Annotated in this window: 16 protein-coding genes; 10 read left to right on the top strand and 6 right to left on the bottom strand. The window is 62.7% G+C overall.

Features of this window, described 5'->3' with window-relative positions; translation table 11 throughout:
- Positions 1-71: 71 nt before the first annotated feature.
- The 4 genes from AC3WJI_RS00405 (at position 72) to AC3WJI_RS00390 (ending at position 6,240) form a co-directional block, all read left to right on the top strand.
- Positions 72-2,999, top strand: coding sequence for a TonB-dependent receptor (locus tag AC3WJI_RS00405; RefSeq protein ID WP_492755248.1), 2,928 nt, complete (start codon positions 72-74; stop codon positions 2,997-2,999).
- Between the two features lie 41 nt (positions 3,000-3,040).
- Positions 3,041-5,101: an Atxe2 family lasso peptide isopeptidase gene (locus AC3WJI_RS00400; RefSeq protein ID WP_492755247.1), complete on the top strand. Its 2,061-nt coding sequence runs from the start codon at positions 3,041-3,043 to the stop codon at positions 5,099-5,101.
- A 538-nt stretch (positions 5,102-5,639) separates the two neighbouring features.
- Positions 5,640-5,816: a hypothetical protein gene (locus AC3WJI_RS00395; RefSeq protein ID WP_492755246.1), complete on the top strand. Its 177-nt coding sequence runs from the start codon at positions 5,640-5,642 to the stop codon at positions 5,814-5,816.
- Positions 5,817-5,832: 16 nt separating this feature from the next.
- The gene (locus AC3WJI_RS00390) at positions 5,833-6,240 is read left to right on the top strand and encodes a hypothetical protein (protein WP_492755245.1); all 408 of its coding nucleotides are present in this window, start codon (positions 5,833-5,835) and stop codon (positions 6,238-6,240) included.
- Between the two features lie 104 nt (positions 6,241-6,344).
- Here AC3WJI_RS00390 and AC3WJI_RS00385 read toward each other — a convergent pair whose 3' ends face one another.
- Positions 6,345-7,532, bottom strand: coding sequence for a DUF2252 family protein (locus tag AC3WJI_RS00385; RefSeq protein WP_492755244.1), 1,188 nt, complete (start codon positions 7,530-7,532; stop codon positions 6,345-6,347).
- 597 nt (positions 7,533-8,129) lie between these two features.
- Here AC3WJI_RS00385 and AC3WJI_RS00380 point away from each other — a divergent pair.
- The 5 genes from AC3WJI_RS00380 (at position 8,130) to AC3WJI_RS00360 (ending at position 13,739) form a co-directional block, all read left to right on the top strand.
- A complete protein-coding gene (locus tag AC3WJI_RS00380) occupies positions 8,130-8,519 on the top strand; it encodes a hypothetical protein (protein ID WP_492755243.1) in 390 nt (129 codons plus the stop codon).
- Complete coding sequence (locus tag AC3WJI_RS00375) at positions 8,512-9,024, top strand: RNA polymerase sigma factor (RefSeq protein ID WP_492755242.1); 513 nt, start codon at positions 8,512-8,514, stop codon at positions 9,022-9,024. Before AC3WJI_RS00380 ends, AC3WJI_RS00375 begins: the two co-directional genes overlap by 8 nt.
- Positions 9,024-9,338: a hypothetical protein gene (locus tag AC3WJI_RS00370; RefSeq protein WP_492755241.1), complete on the top strand. Its 315-nt coding sequence runs from the start codon at positions 9,024-9,026 to the stop codon at positions 9,336-9,338. The genes AC3WJI_RS00375 and AC3WJI_RS00370 overlap by 1 nt, the downstream gene beginning before the upstream one ends.
- A gap of 93 nt (positions 9,339-9,431) precedes the next feature.
- Positions 9,432-10,286 (top strand): alpha/beta fold hydrolase, encoded by an 855-nt coding sequence (locus AC3WJI_RS00365; protein ID WP_492755240.1) that lies wholly within the window; start codon positions 9,432-9,434, stop codon positions 10,284-10,286.
- A 282-nt stretch (positions 10,287-10,568) separates the two neighbouring features.
- Positions 10,569-13,739, top strand: coding sequence for a PAS domain S-box protein (locus tag AC3WJI_RS00360; protein ID WP_492755239.1), 3,171 nt, complete (start codon positions 10,569-10,571; stop codon positions 13,737-13,739).
- Between the two features lie 330 nt (positions 13,740-14,069).
- On the opposite strand, the gene AC3WJI_RS00355 is transcribed toward AC3WJI_RS00360, so the two are convergent.
- The 5 genes from AC3WJI_RS00355 to AC3WJI_RS00335 all read right to left on the bottom strand — a co-directional run bounded on the left by AC3WJI_RS00355 (position 14,070) and on the right by AC3WJI_RS00335 (position 18,444).
- Complete coding sequence (locus AC3WJI_RS00355; protein ID WP_492755238.1) at positions 14,070-14,783, bottom strand: DUF6683 family protein; 714 nt, start codon at positions 14,781-14,783, stop codon at positions 14,070-14,072.
- A 663-nt stretch (positions 14,784-15,446) separates the two neighbouring features.
- On the bottom strand, positions 15,447-15,614 hold the full coding sequence (locus AC3WJI_RS00350) for a DUF6959 family protein (protein ID WP_492755237.1): 168 nt from the start codon (positions 15,612-15,614) through the stop codon (positions 15,447-15,449).
- 249 nt (positions 15,615-15,863) lie between these two features.
- Positions 15,864-17,381, bottom strand: coding sequence for a serine hydrolase domain-containing protein (locus AC3WJI_RS00345; protein ID WP_492755236.1), 1,518 nt, complete (start codon positions 17,379-17,381; stop codon positions 15,864-15,866).
- Between the two features lie 119 nt (positions 17,382-17,500).
- Positions 17,501-18,145 carry a hypothetical protein gene (locus tag AC3WJI_RS00340; protein WP_492755235.1) on the bottom strand — a complete coding sequence of 215 codons (645 nt, stop codon included), beginning with the start codon at positions 18,143-18,145 and terminating at the stop codon, positions 17,501-17,503.
- A complete protein-coding gene (locus tag AC3WJI_RS00335; RefSeq protein WP_492755234.1) occupies positions 18,142-18,444 on the bottom strand; it encodes a PadR family transcriptional regulator in 303 nt (100 codons plus the stop codon). The genes AC3WJI_RS00340 and AC3WJI_RS00335 overlap by 4 nt, the downstream gene beginning before the upstream one ends.
- Positions 18,445-18,765: 321 nt before the next feature.
- On the opposite strand from AC3WJI_RS00335, the gene AC3WJI_RS00330 reads away from it, so the two are divergent.
- Positions 18,766-19,665 (top strand): LysR family transcriptional regulator, encoded by a 900-nt coding sequence (locus tag AC3WJI_RS00330; RefSeq protein WP_492755233.1) that lies wholly within the window; start codon positions 18,766-18,768, stop codon positions 19,663-19,665.
- Positions 19,666-19,691: the final 26 nt, after the last annotated feature.

The following is a 19,691-nucleotide window of genomic DNA, read 5'->3' as shown; positions in this document are numbered from 1 at the left end:
CGGGTCTCCCGCGCAATCTCGTCTCGCACCCCAGACCGCCAAATCGGCGGCACGGAAATGGGGAGCGATACATGCGAGTGGGAAAACTGGGCGCGCTTGCGCTGGCGGGCACGGCGATGGTCATGGTCGTGCCGGCGGCACTCGCGCAGGCGGACGCCCGCGAATTCGACCTGCCGAGCCAGGATCTCGGCTTCGCGCTTCGCACGGTCGCGCAGCAGTCCGGCACGCAGGTCATTGCGCCGACCGATCTCGTCGCTGGCCTTCGCGCGCCTGCGCTCAAGGGGCGCTTCCGTCCCGACCAGGCGGTATCCCGGCTGCTGCGGGGAAGCCGCCTGCGGGCAGTCACGGTGGGCAGCACGCTCGTTGTCCAGCGCGATGATGTCGCCGAGGTGAATGAACCCTCCGAACGGCAGGGCGAGATCCTGGTTACCGGCACACGCATCCGCGGCGGCGGGCCGGTCGGCGTCCCTGTCATCACGGTCGACCGCGAAGCGATGGTCGAGGATGGTTTCTCCACGACGCAGCAGATCGTACAGTCGATCCCGCAGAACTTCAGCGGCGGCGCCATCGAGGGGATGAGCGGACTGATCACCGGCGCGGGAAACGGCAATGTCAGCCGCGGTGTCGGTGTCAATTTGCGAGGGCTCGGTCAGGGTTCGACGCTGGTACTCGTCAACGGCGACCGGCCCCCGCTCGGCGGCTTCTCCGGCACCTTCTCCGACCTCTCGATTATTCCCGCTTCGGCGATCGAGCGCGTCGAGATCGTGCCCGATGGCTCTTCGGCGATCTACGGATCGGACGCCGTGGCGGGCGTGGTCAACGTCGTTACTCGCAACAATTTCAGGGGTGCCGAAACCAGCTTTCGGATCGGATCGGCTGACGGCGATGCGCAGGAATATCAATTCAGCCAGTTGTTCGGCATCAAATGGGCCAGCGGTCATGCCGTCCTGGCCTATGAATTCTACCACCGCGACAATCTCTCCGCCGACGATCGGCCTTATATCACTGACGACCTGCGGCCCTTCGGCGGCGGGGACTATCGTGGCAATTATGCGAGCCCGGGCACAATCGTGGCGGGCGACGTCAACTTCGCGATTCCGCGTGGGCAGTTCGGCAACAGTCTCACCGCCGCGCAGCTCACGCGCGGCGCAGTCAACCGGGGCGATGGCTGGGACGGGGTCGACATCCTTCCGCAGCAGCAGCGGCATTCGCTGTTCGTGTCGCTCAGCCAGGACCTGACCAGCAATCTGCACTTTTATGCGCGTGGGCTGGCGACTTGGCGCAGGTTCGACGTCGCGGTTCGCAGCGGCAGCGACACGCGTCGCACCGTTCCGGTCACCAACCCTTATTATGTCGATCCGATCGGCACGCGTCTTCCGATTGGAGTGAATTACAGCTTCGTGCGGGACCTTGGCAACGAGCACTATCGCGGAGACGTACGGGCCTATGGCGAGACTGCGGGTCTCGAACTGATCCTCGGTGAATGGTCGGTCGATGCGCACGGAACCTGGGGCAGGCAGGACGAGCGCTACGATTATCTGAACCGCGTCAACTCGGCGCGCCTGGCGCTTGCGCTTGCGGACACCAATCCGGCCACCGCGTATAATCTGCTCGGTGACGGGCCCTCCACCAATCCCGCGACGATCGAGTCGATCCGCGGCTACAACAAGCGCCGCTGGGACGCCATCGTCTGGTCGACGTCGGCGCGCGCGGACGGGCCGCTCTTCGCACTGCCCGCGGGCGATGTGCGCCTCGCGGTGGGCGGTGAATATCGCGAGGACCGCTACCGTGACCGCGAGAATGTCTCCTACACCTCGACGCTCGCGCCGCGCGCCAACGCACTGACCCCGCTTCCCGGACCCCGCATCGTCAAGGGTGCCTATGCCGAACTACGCGTCCCGGTGTTCGCGGAAGGGATGGCGGTGCCGCTGTTCCGCCGCCTCGACCTGTCGGCAGCGGTCCGCACCGAGCACTATAGCGACTTCGGCAGCACCACGAACCCGAAGGTCAGCATGGCCTGGGAGCCGCTCGGCGGTGCGACGCTGCGCGGCAGCTACGGAAAATCGTTCCGCGCGCCCGGGGTCACCGAGCTGCGGCAGGACCCCGATACCTTCGGTCAATTCGCCTATCCGGTCGCCGACCCTCAGTCGCCTACCGGCATGTCCAACATCATGGTCATTCGCGGAAATGATCCCGACCTCGGGCCAGAGCGCGCCACGACCTGGACGCTGGGGGCGGACCTGAAGCCCGCGGCTTTGCCGGGACTAAGCGCGGGCGTGACTTGGTTCAGCGTCAATTATCGCGACCGGATCGCATCGGTCGCGTCGAGCGTGACCAGCTATCTCATCAACCGCGACATCTATGCCCCGATCCTGACCTTCAACCCTTCCGCGGCGCGCATCGCCGAACTGTTCGCCTCGCCTTACTATCTCGATCTGGCGGGCATCCCGAGCACGGCACCTATCGTCGCGATCGCCGATGCGCGGACACGGAACCTGTCGATCGTGAAGCAGTCGGGCCTCGATTTCGCTCTGCAATATGATTTCGGGCTGGCGGGCGGAAACGCCACGATCGGCGCAAATGCGACCTACATCTTCGAAATCAATCAGCAACTGACGGCGACGTCGGCGCCGGTCGATGTGGTAGATACGGTCGGCAACCCCGTCGATCTCAGGATCCGCGGCCGGGCGAGCTGGAACGAGGGTGGCTTCGGCGCGGCGCTGTTCGTCAACCATGCGGACGGGTATCGAAACCTGACCATAACCCCCACACAGCGCGTATCGCCCTGGACCACCTTCGATCTCAATCTGAGCTACGCTTTCGAGCGTCCCTCGGGGCCGTTGGAGGGACTCAGGGTCGCGCTCAACACGACCAATCTGCTCGATTCCGACCCGCCTTATGTCAGCTACGTCGTCGGCACGCTCGCCGTCGGCTTCGACGGTGAAAATGCGAATCCGCTGGGTCGCTTCGTCGCCCTGCAGGTCACCAAATCATGGTGAGGTACCTGGCGGCAACGGCCGCCCTGACCTTGCTCGCCAGCATGACCGGGGTGGCGCACGCAACGCCCCCGGCTTGCAGGGAGCGCCTGTTGCCGCTTCCCCCCGGGGCGGCAACAGGCAAAAGGTCGATCACCGCGCGCGACCTCATCGAGCTGCGCGACTTCGGCATGATGTTCGACACCAGCCGACGACCGTCCTTCAGCATCTCGCCCAACGGGAAATATGCGGCGCTAATCCTCAGGCGCGCCGATGCTGAGAGCGACAGCTACTGCTTCGGCGTAATGCTCCTGTCTATGGACGGCAGGTCGCCGGCCCGGCTGATCGACGTCGGAGGCGAGTTCATCCAGGCGATGACCGATCCTTACGGCGTGACGGGAGTGCCATCGGGTCTTCCGGTCACCGAGCCGCCCGTCTGGTCACCCGACGGAAGCTCGCTTGCCTATCTGCGCCGCGACAACGGCCAGACTCAGATCTGGCGGGTGGGCCTGGACGGCGCGCCGGCCAGGCCAATCACTACCCTTGCCACCGAACCGCGAAGTCTCGCCTGGAGCAAGGACGGGGGCGTGTTGTTGTTTACCACGCGCCGACTGTTCGACGCCGGGTTGGTCGAGATTGATCGCGAGGGCCGCTCCGGGTTTCTGTATGACGAGCGTTTCTGGTCGGTCGCCTATGCCCGGCCGACGCCCCGGTTGCCGCTGCCGACCGAGATCAATGCGATGCGTGTCGCAACCGGGGAAAGCCGCATCATCACGGCCGACCAGGCCGCCCTCCTGAAGGGTGAAGTTGTAGCGGGGTTTCCCGCGGATGCTCAGGCGACTGCGATCTCCTCCTCCGGAATGCGGGCCTGGGTAGCGAGCGAGAAGCCCGGCTTGCCCCGCGGTCCGACCATGCTGCGCGTCGAGGCGGCCGGGACGAGCGTGGCGTGCACTGGCGACGCGTGCCATGCGCCGGTCGCGGGGCTCTGGTGGAGCGGGCCGGACACGCTATTCGTCCTGCGCGGCGGCAGTGCCGATAATGGCGGACGTAGCGCGCTTTACCGGTGGCGCCCCGGTTCGGAGCCGGGCCCGCGGTTGTTGTTCGATACCGACGACTTTCTGCCCGGGTGCGCTGTCTCGGGCACAAACCTCGTCTGCGCCCGTGAGGCCGCTACACGCCCTCGCATATTGGTGCGTATCGATCCGGCGACCGGCCGCAGCACGAAAATCTTCGATCCCAATCCCGATTTTGAAACGGTGCGTCTGGGCAAGGTCGAGCGGCTTAGCTGGACCGACCGCAGTGGCGTTCGCACCTATGGAGATCTCACGCTGCCACCCTCTCACAAGGCCGGCGAGCGCCATCCCCTCATCGTCGTCCAATATATCTCGCGAGGCTTTCAGCGCGGCGGGCAAGGCGACGAATATCCCATCCAGCTGCTCGCGGCACGCGGCTATGCCGTGCTCAACTTTCAATGGCCGGCGGAAGCCCCGGAAGCCGCGGCAAAAACGAGCGATGAGGCGGCTCAGCGCGTCAAGGTAAAGAACTGGTCGGGACGTCGCCGGATCTTCACAGCGCTCGAAGCCGGCATCGACACTGCCATCACCAAGGGCGTCGTGAACCCCGATCTGATCGGCATTACGGGCCTGAGCGACGGCGCGAGCACCGTCCAGTTCGCGCTAAACAACTCCACCCGGTTCAAGGTGGCGATCATGTCGTCCTGCTGCGACGACCCTAACGTCGTGTTCAGCGCCGGCCCGGCCTATGGCAATACGGTCGTGCAAGGCGTCGGATATCCGCCCGCCGGCGCGGAAGGTCGGGCGTTCTGGCGAGCCCAATCAATCGCCGTGAATGCGAATCACCTCCGGGTGCCGCTGTTGATGAATTTGCCCGACGGCGAGTTCCGCATCGCGCAAGAGGCCTTTGCCGCGCTCAAGGCGAACGGCGCGCCGGTAGAAATGTATGTCTACCCGGACGAATGGCACAGCAAATATCATCCGGCGCATCGCCTGGCGATCTATAGCCGCAATCTGGCCTGGTTCGATTTCTGGCTCCGCGGAATTGAATCGAAGGACCCAGGTCGCGCGGCCGAGATCGCGCGGTGGAAGGCCATGCGAGCTGCAAGTTAAGTCGCGAAGGTTGAACGATTGCTTTCGGGGCAAGCGCGCCGGTCGGCACGCCCTGGCCCTTTGGCTGCGCCGGCGGAAAGATGCTTGGCCCGAGCTTCTGGAAGCGATCCTCGCGCTCGAGATTTTCTCATTCGGCGAACGGATCTCGATTGGACATGCGTCTGGCGTTGCTATGCGCGTGCTGAGGCGGAAGGACAACTCTCGGCGAAACCGATGAAGCCGGGTCAGCAAGGTCGCCGTCGTGGCGATCGTCGCAATGGAGGCGGCGCACACTTCACGTCGGGTGCAGCTCCGCCGGCCCGTAACGATGTCGGCCGGACGCGTCCCGTCCCAAATGCTCCTCGGTTGAAGAAGCGATGGAGCCGACCAATTTTAAGGATCTGTCGCAGACGCTCCTTTGCCGAAGACGGGGGACAAATGGCGGCAACGCCGCCGATCTGGTCGGCCCACTCAACGCCAATCCTTATCCCAGCTCAATGCGTTGCGAGGACCCGCGCTACGCTTGGCGCGTTAAGGGGTGCAGCGGATGGAGAGGTTGATGAGTACCATGTTCGCAAATGAACGCCGCGTGCGTTGCCGCGCGATGCTCGCTCGCGATATTGCGGTAAGCACTGGCGACCCCATCCGTCGTCGTGATCAGCTCTGCCTGGCGCAAGCGCTAGAGCGTCAGCTTCGGAAAACTCCCGAAGTCTATCTATTGCCGGTGCCAAATTGAACGTATCAATGATTTATTGAACGCGCGCAGCCCCGGCACCATCGTTTGCGTTCTCGCATTGCCGCGAAACTTCGAGTGTCCGAATTCGATCGACTGTATGGGGCGGTTGAATAGACTTTACGTTTTTCTTGGGGAAGACTTTATGGAAGTCGTAAGGCTCGCGCCCGGTCAGATGGCGGCCGAGGATGCGGATTGCATCAAGATCAACGAAATCGAAATGGGCAGATACTCGCTGGTGGCGTCCGCGCTGATGGCGTGCGGCGACGGCGAAAACATGGAGTCTGTCGCGCTTGTCGCTAGTGATCCGTATCCGACGTATGAATCCGCTGAGGCTGCCGGCCTTGCCTGGGCGGAAGCCCATTGCGTCGAGACCATCTTTGTAGAAACCGGCGGAAATTCGGAGCCGTTAAGAGCCCCACGCTGAACCACTCTGCTTGTCCATTTCATTCCTGCAACCCGTCGGTAGCACGACAAATGGTCGAGCTGACGCAGCGGGGGTGGCACCTCGCTTGCCGCGGTGCTTCGCTCTCAGGCAGCCAGGGCGTAGCGCCGACAATGATCCAGATAGCCCGCCTCGTGGCTGCCAGCGAGCGACACAACACTTTCCCATAGCCAGGTCGGAGCGTCGATCATCGCCTTGCGATCTGCCTCAAGCACGCCAAGCCATTCGGTACGCGTGGCCGCGTCCATCTGCCGGGCATGCGCCTTGCCAACCACAAAGGCAAGATAGCGGGCTGCCTTCACCGCCTGCGACCGGTTGAACTGGTCAAGCTCGATCTTGAGGTCCTGCGGGGCTAATTCTCTAATGAACAGCGAACGGCCAAGCATCTCAACAGACGTCATTCGCTCGCCCAGATGCGGGGACAATGCCCGCGCCGCGGCGACAACGCGTTGCGCATTGTGCTTCGGCATCCTGGCATTCCTTGCCGGGGGTGCCACCGGCGCGATTGCCTCTTTTAGATCGACAAGCGCATAATCTGCGCGGCCTTTGTTATTCTTCAATTCAACTATAGCGGCAAAGCGCATCAATCCCAGCGAACTGCAGCCCTTCACCCAATACGCTGCGTCGACCAATCTCACGACACGATCATTGGTCTTGTCGTTCAGCGACAGGATCATCTGTGTCACCGCAGGGTCTGCGAAGACTGCCTGCAGCCCGCGGCGCTCCTCAGCCTCAAGCGCCCAGAACTTTTTGCCGAGCGGAATCTTCGGCTCGACCGCTTCGAGGCGCTCCCTGGCAAGATGCTTCCAGCTGCGACCGATGGCAGCGCGCTTTACACTACGCACGACATCAGGCTCGACGCCGGCGACGCCGCTGGTCGGGTCATGCATCGCGGCCGCATACCCTTCGATCATCTCCTCCATCATGTGAGCGGTTGTCACTCCCGGCAGGTCGGAACCGCGAGCCGCAGTCGCGAGCGAGAGGCCGAGTCGGATCAGGTCGTGCGCTGGATTGCCGATCACTGCCTGATCAAGATCGCGGATCTGAATCTCCACGCTGCCGTCGCCATTGGTCAGCGGTCCAAGATTGCCGACATGGCAATCGCCGCAAATCCATATCGAAGGGCCTTGGGGGACGCGCTTGGCCGCGGGCGATCCCTCCAGCCACTCATAGAACTTTACCGTATTTCCGCGCACATAGGCGTGCGCAGAGCGCGCCATCTTGCGGGTGCGATTGATCTCAAGGATAGCCTTACGTTCGGTCAAGTTCGGCATCGATGCATGCACCTCAGTCGGATAGGGCATTGCCAACGCGCGAAGCGCACAATTGTAACAAAACATTGCTGCGACTGAACGAGGTCGATGTTCGTGGCGCTTCTCCAAGGGCTGGCTCAAAATTGCACCGCATGGGCGACCCAAGCGGGAGCGCCGCGCGTTCCAGAAGTTGTTACCGTCTTCCGGCGGCCGAATGCGAGCTTTATTCTGATCCGCATGTGGTGCAGCGAATTCGACGCGTGCCGCGTTGCCGATGGACAGGCGTCCTCAGTTTACTCAGCCCAGCTTGGCCGTAGCCGTCGCTTGGGTTCGAGCCGAGCTAGCCACACCGCTTGCCGACGACCCGAGGGGAGCTAGCTGCGATTCGGTGGCTGAAGGATCCTCAGCTTAGTCCGTCAACAGTGATTTGCGTTTCGCCGCGCGGGGAAGTCGATCGAGCGGGCTAGCTGAGAAAAGCTGTTAGTCCGGCCCCCACGCAAAAGCTCTCGTCCCAACGCTTTGCCCCACAGACGCTCTATCGGAGAAAAATTTCCGTCTGCTCATCCAAACGCCGTCCGGCATCGGTCTAGTGGTTGTAGACCCAAACGGAGGACACCGATGCCGCCCGCCCTGATGCTCTCGATCGTAACATTGTTCATTCTGGGCGTCGCAGTGACCGCGATGAACCTTGGCCGGATAATTCAGGCCTGGATGATCCACAGGTCATTGCGTGCGGCAATGGCCACGGATCGCAAACTGGCAGAAGATCTCGCGGCCAAGCTCGATGTTGTGGGGCAGCGCGCGGAGCCACGCAGCGACGATCGGGCCGGCCTCGTGCTCGTGGCTATCGGTTTGGCTACTGCGGGATATGGCCTGATCCTCAACGATGCTTCGATCCGTCAGGTGATGGGCGCTGCGTTATTTCCGGTGCTCGTGGGCGCTGCGCTGCTGCTGCGCCACGCGATGCACAAGCGCGCCGTTGCGAAAAAGAATATTGGCGGTGTCTGATGACCTGGAACTCTCCGGTAGGGCAGCGCGTGGGGACAGGCTTGCATTCTCGGCCCTGGTCCGGCGACACGAAGCGAGGGTCCGTTCTTTCCTCGCGCGCACGGCGGGCGCACAGGCGGCTGACGACCTTGCGCAAGAAACGTTCCTGCGTGCTTGGCGTAACGCCACCCACTTTCGCGGAAGTGGTAGTTACGCCGGCTGGCTCCTCGCGATCGGGTGGAGAGTGTTTCTCGACGCGAGCAAGAGGCGGCGTCTCGAGCTTGAGCGGCGAAGCGAGATCCCTTTGCCGGGGGTTCAATCGTTCGAGGATCCGTCGGCAAGAATGGATGTTGAAAGGCTGATGGCCTCCCTCGCGCCCGAAGAACGGGCGTGCCTCGCGCTGTGTTTCGGACAGGGTTGGTCGCACGGCGAAGCCGCCGAAATACTCGGGATCCCGCTCGGCACGCTGAAGTCGCGAGTTGCCCGAGCCACGCAGAAATGCAGAGCAATGCTGGACTCAGAATGATGGACGACGAGATTTCCGCCCTCCCCTCCCTGCTCCGCGAAGCAGAGCGTCCGGCCGACGAGGCGTTTGTTAGCGACGTAGAATGGCTGGTCGAGCTCGACTTCGCTTTCGAGGGTCGACGCCGAGCAACGCTCAGGCGCTGGTTGATCGATCTTGGTTCAGCCTCCGCCGTTGGAGGTGTTGCCTATGTGTTGGCAAGTCCCGCATCGACGCTTCTGGCCGCGTCCTCGACGACGTTCGTCGGGCCCTTGCTAGCGGCGACGGCCGTTCCGGTTCTTTGGCTCCTTGCTCGGGGCTCCGCCACCACTGCCTGATCGCCGCGATCCCCGATCCTAATCTGTCCCACCCATTTCAGCCGGGAGGTCTACATGCGATGCCCTGCACTTGGTCTAATATCGTTCGTCGCGATGCTCGCGCCGCTGGCGTCAGGAGCCGATGCTGCGCCCTACAATGTGGATGGCCGCTTTGACATTGGCGGTCGATCCATTCGCATTGGCTGTCAGGGGACGGGCTATCCGACGGTAGTCGTCGACGCCGGCCTCGGAACGGCGCCTGCGGAAGATGATGGATGGCGCAGCATTGCCAGCAAGGTTGCCAGGCGCACGCGCATTTGCCTCTATGACCGCGCCGGGCTTGGTGGCAGCGACCCCGCGCCCAAAGTTCCGCGCACCAGCATGGATGCTGCGGTCGATCTTAATGCCGCCCTGCATAAAGCAGGTCTGAAGGGGCCGTATCTCCTCGTTGGCCACTCGATCGGCGGACTGCATGCGCAAGTCTTCGCCAGCCGCTACCCCGCGAATACTGCTGGCATAGTGCTGATCTCCGCGACGCATCCCGACCAAGTGAAGACTTGGCTGTCGTTGCTGCCGCCCGCTGCTCCGGATGAGGAGGAGGCGATCACCAACGCCCGGGCCTTTCTAACCAGCATGGTCGACGATCCAACGAAAAACGAGGAAATGCTGGCGTTCGGGCAGAGCGCGGCACAGGCGCGTGGTCTGACAACCCTTGGTGCCAAGCCCGTCATCGTTGCCACGCACAGTCCGCGGTACCGGATGGTGCCCGGGTTGTCCGAACCGATTGCAGACGAGCTTGAGGCGGCGACCCAGCAGCTTCAAAGGCGGTTCTTATCATTGTCCTCGAACGCACGACAGAATGTAGCGGCGACTGCCGGACATGGGTTGCCCCACGAGGATCCCGGCTTCGTGGTCAACAATATTCTGCAGGGGGTCGCGTTGGTACGCAAAGCGTCGGCCCGCCCTTAGCTAGCCTCGCCCAGAGCGGAATCAGGCGGATGGCCGATGAGCGATGGCCCTGACGGACTGCCGCTATGCGAGGTACCTTTAGCGCAAGGCGCTGGCACCCTGCCGCATCCCCCACATGGTGCATGTCATGTGTTGGGAGATTGCTAGAGATGCGAAAGGTTCGCCTCGACGAAATGGCTCTGTGCGAACGAGGCGAGTGGTCATCCGCGACTTCTACATCGAAACGCGCCGTCACCGGTAATTCAGGATTGGCGGCGGGAAAGGGCGTGCGCATAAGGGGTTATGAGTTCGAAACCTTCACTTGGTGATCTCCGGTTCCTCGATGAAGATGGCGAGGTTGCCGCCCTGATGCGCTCGCAGGATTGGTCGACGTCTCCGTTGGGACCGCCCGAGCAATGGCCCCACTCGCTTCGATTGGTCGTTGGCCTGATGACGGCGTCAAAGTTCCCGATGTTCGTCGCCTGGGGCCAGGAGCTTGGGTTCCTCTATAACGATGCCTATGCTGCCATCCTGGCGAGCAAGCACCCAGCCGCACTCGGGCGGCGCTTCCATGATATCTGGGCGGAGATCTGGGACGACATCCATCCCCTGATCGCGGCCGCCTTGGCCGGCCAGGCGACCTATCGCCAGGATCTGCCGTTGCTGATGCACCGAGACGGCTTCGATGAGCAGACCTGGTTTACTTTCTCCTACTCGCCCGTTCACGACGAGCATGGAGAGGTCGCAGGAATGTTCTGCGCGTGTACGGAGACGACTGGCCGCGTGCAAGCCGAGCGGGCGGTCCGGGAGAGCGAGGCGCGCTTCCGCAACATGGCCGACCACGCTCCGGTGATGATGTGGGTGACGGATCCGAGCGGCTATTGCATCTACCTCAACCGCGGCTGGTATGATTTCACCGGGCAGACGCCGGAGGAAGCGGAAGGGTTCGGCTGGCTCGACGCTACGCATCCGGACGACAAGGCCGAGGCGGAGCGGGTATTCCGTGAGGCCAATGCAGCGCGAGCACCGTTCAGGGTGGAATATCGGCTGCGCCGGGCAGATGGCAGCTATCGTTGGACGCTCGACGCCGCGGCTCCCCGCTTCAACGAGGACGGGACCTATCTCGGGTATGTCGGCTCCGTCATCGATATAGATGCGCGCCGAGAGAGCGAGGAACGGCAACGCCAGAGCGAGGCAACCTTGCGGAAGCTCACCGACGCGCTTCCCGCCTTCGTGTGGTTCGCGAAACCGAACGGCGAGCTAACGTATTTCAATGATCGCTGGTACGCCTACACCGGCCAGTCTCCGGCTAAGGCACTTCCTAACGGCTGGACGGACGCCCTCCACCCTGATGATGTCGCAGCCACAGCGGAGCGATGGGCGGAAGCGCGCGCAGACGGGGCCAGCTATGAAATGGAGGTGCGCTATCGCCGCCAGGACGGGGCGTATCGTTGGTATGTGGCGCGCGCAGAGCCGATACGGGACGGTGAGGGCGTCATCACCACCTGGGTAGGCAGCTCAATCGACATCCACGATCGCAAGGAGGCCGAGACAGCGTTGCGCGCCACCGAGGCGAAGTTCCGGCTGATGGCCGATGCGGTGCCGCAGATCGTCTGGATCACTGACGCGGACGGCCGGGCCGAGTTCTTTAACCGGCATTGGTCTGACTACACTGGATCTGCCTACTTTCCGGAAACCGCTGCGGCGGTCGCGGCGGAGCACGTGCATCCAGACGACAGAGCAGTGACGATGGCCGCATTCGAGGAGGCGCGCCGCACTGCCGGCACCTTCTTGATCGAGCATCGTATTCGCGCCGCCAATGGGGACTATCGCTGGTTCCTAGTGCGCGGGGAGCCGTATCGCCAGGCTGCGAATGGTCCCGTGGTACGGTGGTTCGGCGCGTCAGTCGATATTCATGATCGCAAGCTCGCCGAGGCCGCATTGCGCAAATTGAACGAGACTTTGGAGAGGCAGGTGGCCGAGCGCTCGGCAGAACGCGATCGCCTGTGGAACCTGTCGCAGGACATGTTGGCCCGCGCCGACTATAGCGGCATGATGTCGGCGGTCAGCCCGGCATGGACCCAGGTGCTGGGATGGAGTGAGGGTGAATTGCTCAGCCGTGGCTATGCCACGTTTATGCACCCAGAGGACATGCCGGGCACGCTGGCCGCGATCGAGCGGATGAAAGAGAATCGTCAGCCGACCCGTTTTGAGAACCGCATCGCCACTGCGGAGAAAGGCTGGAAATCCATCGAGTGGACCGTGGCACCAGAGCCCGACGGCCTTAACTTCGTCGCTGTCGGCCGCGACCTCAGCCTTGCAAAGGCGCGAGAAGCCGAATTGGAAGCCGCGCAGGAAGCCTTGCGGCAGAGCCAGAAGATGGAGGCGATGGGCAGCCTTACCGGCGGGGTGGCGCATGACTTCAACAACCTGCTCACACCGATCATCGGCTCGCTCGACATGCTGGTGCGAAAGGGCTTGGGCAATGAGCGCGAGCGGCGGCTGATCGACGGTGCGCTGCAATCTGCCGAAAGGGCCAAAACCCTGGTGCAGCGCCTGCTCGCCTTCGCTCGACGCCAACCGCTTCAGTCGACTGCGGTGAACCTGGCCACGCTAGTCGATGAAATGGCTGGCCTGATCGGTTCGACGGTCGGCCCGAACATCGACGTGCGAGTGACGCTTGCGCCCGACCTGCCGCCTGCGCTCGCCGATGCGAACCAATTGGAGATGGCGTTGCTCAATCTAGCTGTGAACGCGCGCGACGCGATGCCGCATGGCGGCCAGCTTACGATCGGCGCACAGCGCGAGAGCGTTCGCGCAGAGCACGCCGCAGGGCTGAGGCGCGGCCATTATATTCGATTGTGGGTCCGCGACACGGGGGCGGGAATGAACGAAGTGACGCTTAGGCGGGCGATCGAGCCGTTCTTCTCAACTAAGGGGATCGGCAAGGGTACCGGGCTGGGCCTGTCCATGGTGCATGGGCTGGCCGCACAACTTGGCGGTGGACTGACCATCGACAGCACGCCTGGCGATGGCACAACGGTGACGCTTTGGCTGCCGATCAGCGTGCTGCCCATCGAGCATCAGGAGCAATCGTCCGATCGGATCGACAGGCCTGTTGGACGAGGGCTCGCACTCTTGGTGGATGACGAGGACCTCGTCCGGATGAGCACGGCCGATATGCTGAACGATTTTGGGTTCAAAGTCCTCGAGGCTAGTTCTGCAGAGGAAGCTCTTGACCTTCTGCATGCCGGCGAAGCGCCGGATCTGCTTGTGACGGATCACCTGATGCCAGGCATGAGCGGTGCCGACCTAGCGCGTGCCGCACGAGCCCATAATCCGAATTTGCCGGTCCTCGTGGTATCCGGCTATGCAGAAGTGGAAGGGATTGCGCCTGACCTGCCTCGCTTGACCAAGCCTTTCCGCAATGCGGATCTGGCGGCGTGCCTGCGCGAAATGCTGTCAACAGGCTAGGTGTTAGGACAGACCCGCGGGCGAACAACCCTTTCCGCCTGCCCCGATCGACGAGCCGCTAGCCAAAAAACAGGCCTCCAGTTCTTCGAAGGGGAAGCCGAGCTAAATAGCGAGTCCGAATCTGTGCGGTTCCTTACTGATGCAAAAGCGGTCCGTTTTCTCCCGATTGAACGAAAGCCGCGGGGAGCCGAATCAGTGCAAGGGTTGGCGGGCAAGGTCTTATGTAACCTGCCGGTCGGCAGAGCGCCCGATCCCGGTCATTCAGCGTCGGCTGCGGCGGACTGGCAGCTTTCATGGACGAGAGCGGCGATAGCTGCCGAGCTCCGGCAATCAATCCTGAAACAAGCCTCGATCGGTGAATCGCATCTTATCAGGATTCAACGATAGTTGTGCGAGGTAGGCACGGCCGGCTGACCTGACCTTATCAGCGAGTACCGAATCCGGCCTTTGCTTCAGCTCGTACGCTGCCCCACCGGTTAGCATGCTGAGTATCGCAAGCTGCTCGTACAGCTTCTGTTTCTCCGCCGCAGGAGCATCGGCGATCCCAGACGGGCCAATCAATACAGTTCGCATCTGCTCAATGAGCGCCATGCCCTGAGCATGAGTAATCTCTTTGCCAGAGGCCGCTTCATAACTCGCCCCAATGAACGCGGAGATTGCCGTCGCGAGGTCGTGATGAGGCTGACCAAACAGGTCCTCGACAGCGGCGAACTTCGGTAGCAGCAACTCGAGAGTGGAGCGTACTTCCTCCTGTCGTACCGCGGGGTAGCGGCTCACTATCGATGGAATGGCGCTTGCTGCGGGAGTGGAAACGAAGCGGATCGAGGTCGCCGACCTTTTGACGGGGGAAGTCGGCGAGACCCTCTTTTTAGCATTCGGTTTGACCTGCTCGCCGATGAGCGCGCGGGTTCTCGATGCCAGTGTGTTAGCTGCAAGCGCATTTGAGAACGCTCCTCCGTCCAGCAGGTAGACATTCTGTGCTCTAGCGGACGTGGCAAGGGAAAATGCGGCAACGGAGACAAGGGCCATGAGCAGCTGACGCATTTGGATTCCCGTTCGGCTTGCGATCGTGGCTCTGGGGTGGCTTGACCCGCCAGTTCCACTTGCATCGGGATTGGCACGCATCCAACTTGCTTCGTCGGCAAGTGAGGTGCGACGAATCGTGCGTGCAGTACGTCTAGGCCAATTCGAAAACTCCTCTGCCATGCCTCACCGGAACTATGCTCACCGGGCACGGTGGGTCCGCGAACTCGCGGACCGACGATCTCCTCTGCAAACGGAGAAGTCCTGCTCGAGGAATTCTCCCCCAACACAGGCAGAATGGCGAATTCTCGGTATCACGCTGGCGTGACCTGAACGGCCGGCGCTGGGCGAAGGCGGATCAGCAGCTGCTGGCGGACCGCCATCTGCCGGTCCGTCGGGCTGCCAAGGTCCGCTCCCGGACATCGCCCAACCCGGTTTTCCGGTGCTGACAGGTCCGCTCGCCACCAACCACCCGAAATCTATCAGACGCTCAGGGATTGGTGTTGCCTGCGTTATCCGCCGTTCCGTTTCTAGCGTCTCGCTTTGGGCCCGCGAGAGTTCGAGGCTGGTGGGAAGCGGTCATTCGCCCGCATTGAAATGGAAGCTTCAGACCATGCTCGCGCATAATTTGTGAGTAAAATCCACCCCCGACTGGAGGTCATCCGCAAGCTTCTTCAAGTCGTGTCAATGATCTTCACCCGGCTCAGCGCCGACGAGGGCGGTCGCCGCCATTCGGCTGAGACCATACAGCGCATCTCCCTGAATGAGCATTCCCGAAAACTTTCGTCCGGGGTGACGCATAACCGCCGCGCTAGTCGCATCGGAGTATATCTCGATCTGCTCTGTGCGCATTCAGGCTCCCCCTCTGTAAGGAAACTCTGGCCAATGGCGGCTACGTCCGCAATTTGGGGCGTTAGCCGCCTGGCAGGTTACGGCCCAGGAGCGGCCAGGCAGGTTCTAGCATTTGCTGCTTGGCGGCTTTGCGCCTCAGTAGCAGCCGTTCCGTAACCTGGGCTCGATTCCCAGACCAGCCGTCGATTTTTTCCGCATAAACATTCGACCGCGCTTCAACTATACAGCCCGGTCTCACCGAGGACTTCATCAGCGACGTTGCTCAGGCGGTGCAGTCGCTGGCATCGTGCGGATCAGTTTGATCGGCGGACCACCCTCCACGATGTCGAAGCTCGAATAGTCCGGTTCGAATTGACCCACGATCCCAGTATCCTCGCTACGGAAGCGAGTCAGTGAAAGCGCGATCAATCGCTCCGAGCGCGGGCCGCCCGTATAGGCGAATAGGCCATCGGGACGCGCCTCGATCGTGACCGAGAGCCCGCCGCCTGCAAAGGCACCGGTAACCTGCGAGAGTTGGGCGCGGGTCAGCATCTTGGGCTCCGCGGTCGGCGCTGCAATATCAGCCCAGCCATAATCGGTCGCGATTGCGCGGACGACCTCGTCAATCAGCTTCCTGCCTTGGCCCCCGTTGACGAGAACCACTACGCCTTCGCCCCGATCGACATAGGCGACCATGAACGACTGAAAGCCTTCGTTCAGGCCGTCGTGCCCGAAGCGCCGCGCTCCGTCCGAATAGACTGCCGGCCCCAAGCCCCAATTGCCCTTGATCGGCGTCAGCATCTCACGTGCCATTGCGGGCGAAAGCCGATGGCCGTCCCTACCCGCGACCGAAGCCTGCACGTCGATCAGCAGTCGTGCAAGATCGGTCGCGCTCGTCCATAGGCCAGCGGGCCCGAGCTCGGGGTAGACGTGATATTTGCCCGGGATGGGATTGTCACGGACATGCGCCGAAGCGAGGTCGGCGAGGATGGTCCCGGATGGCGGCTGCGCGTAGGCGCTTCGAGTCATCTTCAGCGGCCCCAGCAATTCACGTTGCGCGAGGGCGGCGAAGGGCATCCCGCTTAAGTCCGAAAGCGCTAGCTGCGTCAGTACATAGCCGCCGCCTGAATAGCTCCACTGTCCGCCCGCGGGCTGGGTGCTGCGAACCGCACCACTGTTGGCCGGAGCTGCGCCATCAAGGATCTGGACGGGAGACGGTAAAAGCGCGTCGGGTGAATAGCCGGGGAAGCCGTGGACGTTGAGCCCGGCGGTGTGGCTCAACAGCTGGCGGAGGGTAACACCGTCAGGGGCTAGCTTGGGATCACGCGGCAGCTGCCACGATCGCAGGAAGCGGTTGATATCCTGATCGAGGCCGAGCTTGCCCTGCTCCACCAGTCGCAACGCAATGACAGCTGTGGCGACCTTGCTGATTGAGGCTGCCTGAAACGCGGTGTCCGGGGTTACCGGTGCACAACTGGAGGTATCGCGAACGCCCCAGCCTCGAGCCCAGGCAACCTTCCCGCCGTGGATGACTGCAACGCTGATCCCGGGAACCGCGTAGGTTCGCATCCGTTCGGCCAGGCTGTACGATTTGGCGCCCGGTTCGACGACCGGCGGCTTCAAATTCGCTTCGACGTACCGGCTATGCGCATTGCTCGGCCCGCCCGCTGCTAGGATCGGAAGCGGGCAGCGTCGTTCTTCTGCATGAGCATATGCGGCGCTGCCGGCTGTCAAGCTCGTTGCGACTGCGCCGATGAGCGCGATCAAGCGGAAATGTGCGTTGGGCACGCGGCATCTCTCCTGTTTTCAAATCGTGTTGATCGAAAGCCCTGGACGCCGAGACAGGACTGCCGACGCGTGCGGGGCTAGGTATCACCGACCTGGATTTGCCGGCGCCAGCGTACGCTTCACGGCCCCGGTGCTTCCGCCAGCCTCGCCGGAAAGAGCTGGGTGTGCCACCGCACCACGACCGAAAGGGTGGCCAGCTCGATCGCCAGCACCGTTGCCTGCAGCATCGCCTGCCTTCCGTCTAGGAAGAGCGTGGCCATGAAGATGATGAGGGTCGCGGCGGCTGCCAGCGTGAGTATTCCGGTACGCCGGACGCGCGCCCAGTCGCGGTCCAGCATTGCCCAGGCGATCCGCAAATGTCCCACGCCGAGCAAGAGCAGAAGGAGCGACAGCGAGGGTACCGCAGCCTGATAAACTCCGCGCAATAGGAATTCCTGCGCCCCGCCTTGCAACAGCGCGCCGGCAAGCCCGGTCTGGCCAGGGTATAGATAGGGGAGCCCGGCCGCGCAGCCGATCTGAAGCGCGGCCATCGGGATCATGATGCCGAACGCGAGCGCGTAATTCGTCAGGAGGAACCGGCCTTCTTGCCGAGTGATCATCTCGCGCCAGGCCGCGGTCAGACACCCAATCGCGAACCGCAGCGGCTTCCTTTCCGTCAACGCCGTTTCGAACTCCACCCGCATCGCGAGCGACCATTCTTGCCGGTTCTCGCTGAGGCTGGCTACAGCCAGCGCCATCACGGCTCGCGCTATGATAGCCTTCATGCGGTTGCACCTTTGCTGGGAAAAGGGCTGTGACTGCCAGGTGCATCCAGCGCCACCGCAAAGCCCGCAGCTGTCAGCCGATATGCGTGGCGCGCCGGCCGGCCAGGTTGCAAGGGCTCGCGCCACTCGGCCTCGACTAGCCCCTGATCGGTCATCCGCATGAGCAACGGGTAGAGTGTGCCGGACGAAAGGCCCGTCTCCTTCATCAGATCATATCCGTGCCGCCATTGCTGGCGCTGCGCAGACATCGCCTCAAGCAAGACGCGCATCTGTTTCGACGGTTGCCGGATTCGAGCCATGCATCATCACAACATATGTAGACTTAAGAGTCAACAGCTCCGCGCTGCATGGCTCCGAGTCGCCCAAACGCGTGTTTGAACAGAGATTTGCCCGCAAGGAACAGCTGACGTGTGGCCGCTAACGAGATTCGGAACCGAAGAGCTGCCGGTCGGCAAGCGGCCAGTTCCAGCCAATCAACGGTCGGCCCTGGACGGCAAGTAATTGCCAACCTTGCAGGCACCCCATTTCTTGGAATGGCCCTAACATTTTTGGCGCGAAATGATGCACTCCGCGCGATGGCCAGTCCGAACAGCGGCGCCATGGCACGCGCAGGAGCGGGCATGATCGAGATACATTTGCTGCGCTACGCCATAGCCGCCGCGGACAGCGGCAGCTTCAGCCAAGCTGCTGACCGCTTCGGCATCAAGCAGTCGACGCTCAGCAATCGCATCCGCCATCTTGAGGACCGCTTGGGGATTGCTTTGTTCCGGCGCTCAACGCGGGGCGTCGTGCCGACCGACCCAGGCGAAGGAGTTTTGCGTAGGGCGCGCAGGATCGTCGACGATATCGACGCCCTCAACCGGGACTGTGCGGCCATCGCACGTGGAACGGCGGGCACGCTGCGGTTCGGCTTCCACGGGTCCCTCGCAAGCGGCGATCTATCGGCCGTGATTCGGGACTTCCGTACGGCTTGGCCGGCCGTCGAGCTTGCAGCTCGCGAGCGCAGCCGCACCCGGCTGCTGCGCGGACTGGAACGCGACCATCTCGACTTTGCGGTGCTGAGCGGCCGCTCGCAGCGCTCGGGCATCGTCTCGCTGTCATTCTGGAGCGAGCAGGTGATGATCGGCCTCAAGAGCGAAGACCCGCTGTGCGCGCGCGATCCACTCTTTTGGACCGACCTCACGGGGATGGATTTCATCATCAGCAAGGTCGATCCCGGTCCCTTTCTCAACGACTTGGTTACATCGCGCCTGGCGAGCCCGGGCTTTGGCCCGAGCATTCGCGTCCAGGACGTGCGGCGCGAGAATCTGTTTTCCTTCGCATCCGACGGGTGCGCTATCGTCACGACGGGGGTTGCGGCAGCCATTGAGGGCGTAACGCTGCGGCCGGTGCACGATGCTTTCGGCGCGACCCATCTCGAGCAAGCAATCCATTGGCGGCGCGACAATGAGAGCGCCGCGCTTCGGCGGTTCCTCGACTTAGTGGCGCACCGCTATGCCCGTGCACTCCCCGCTCATTGAACCCGATTAAGTTCGAAGAGCCGCCG

It is taken from the genome of Sphingomonas sp. FW306-1B-B10E (assembly GCF_058782005.1).
This window is presented reverse-complemented; position numbering and strand designations above follow the sequence as displayed.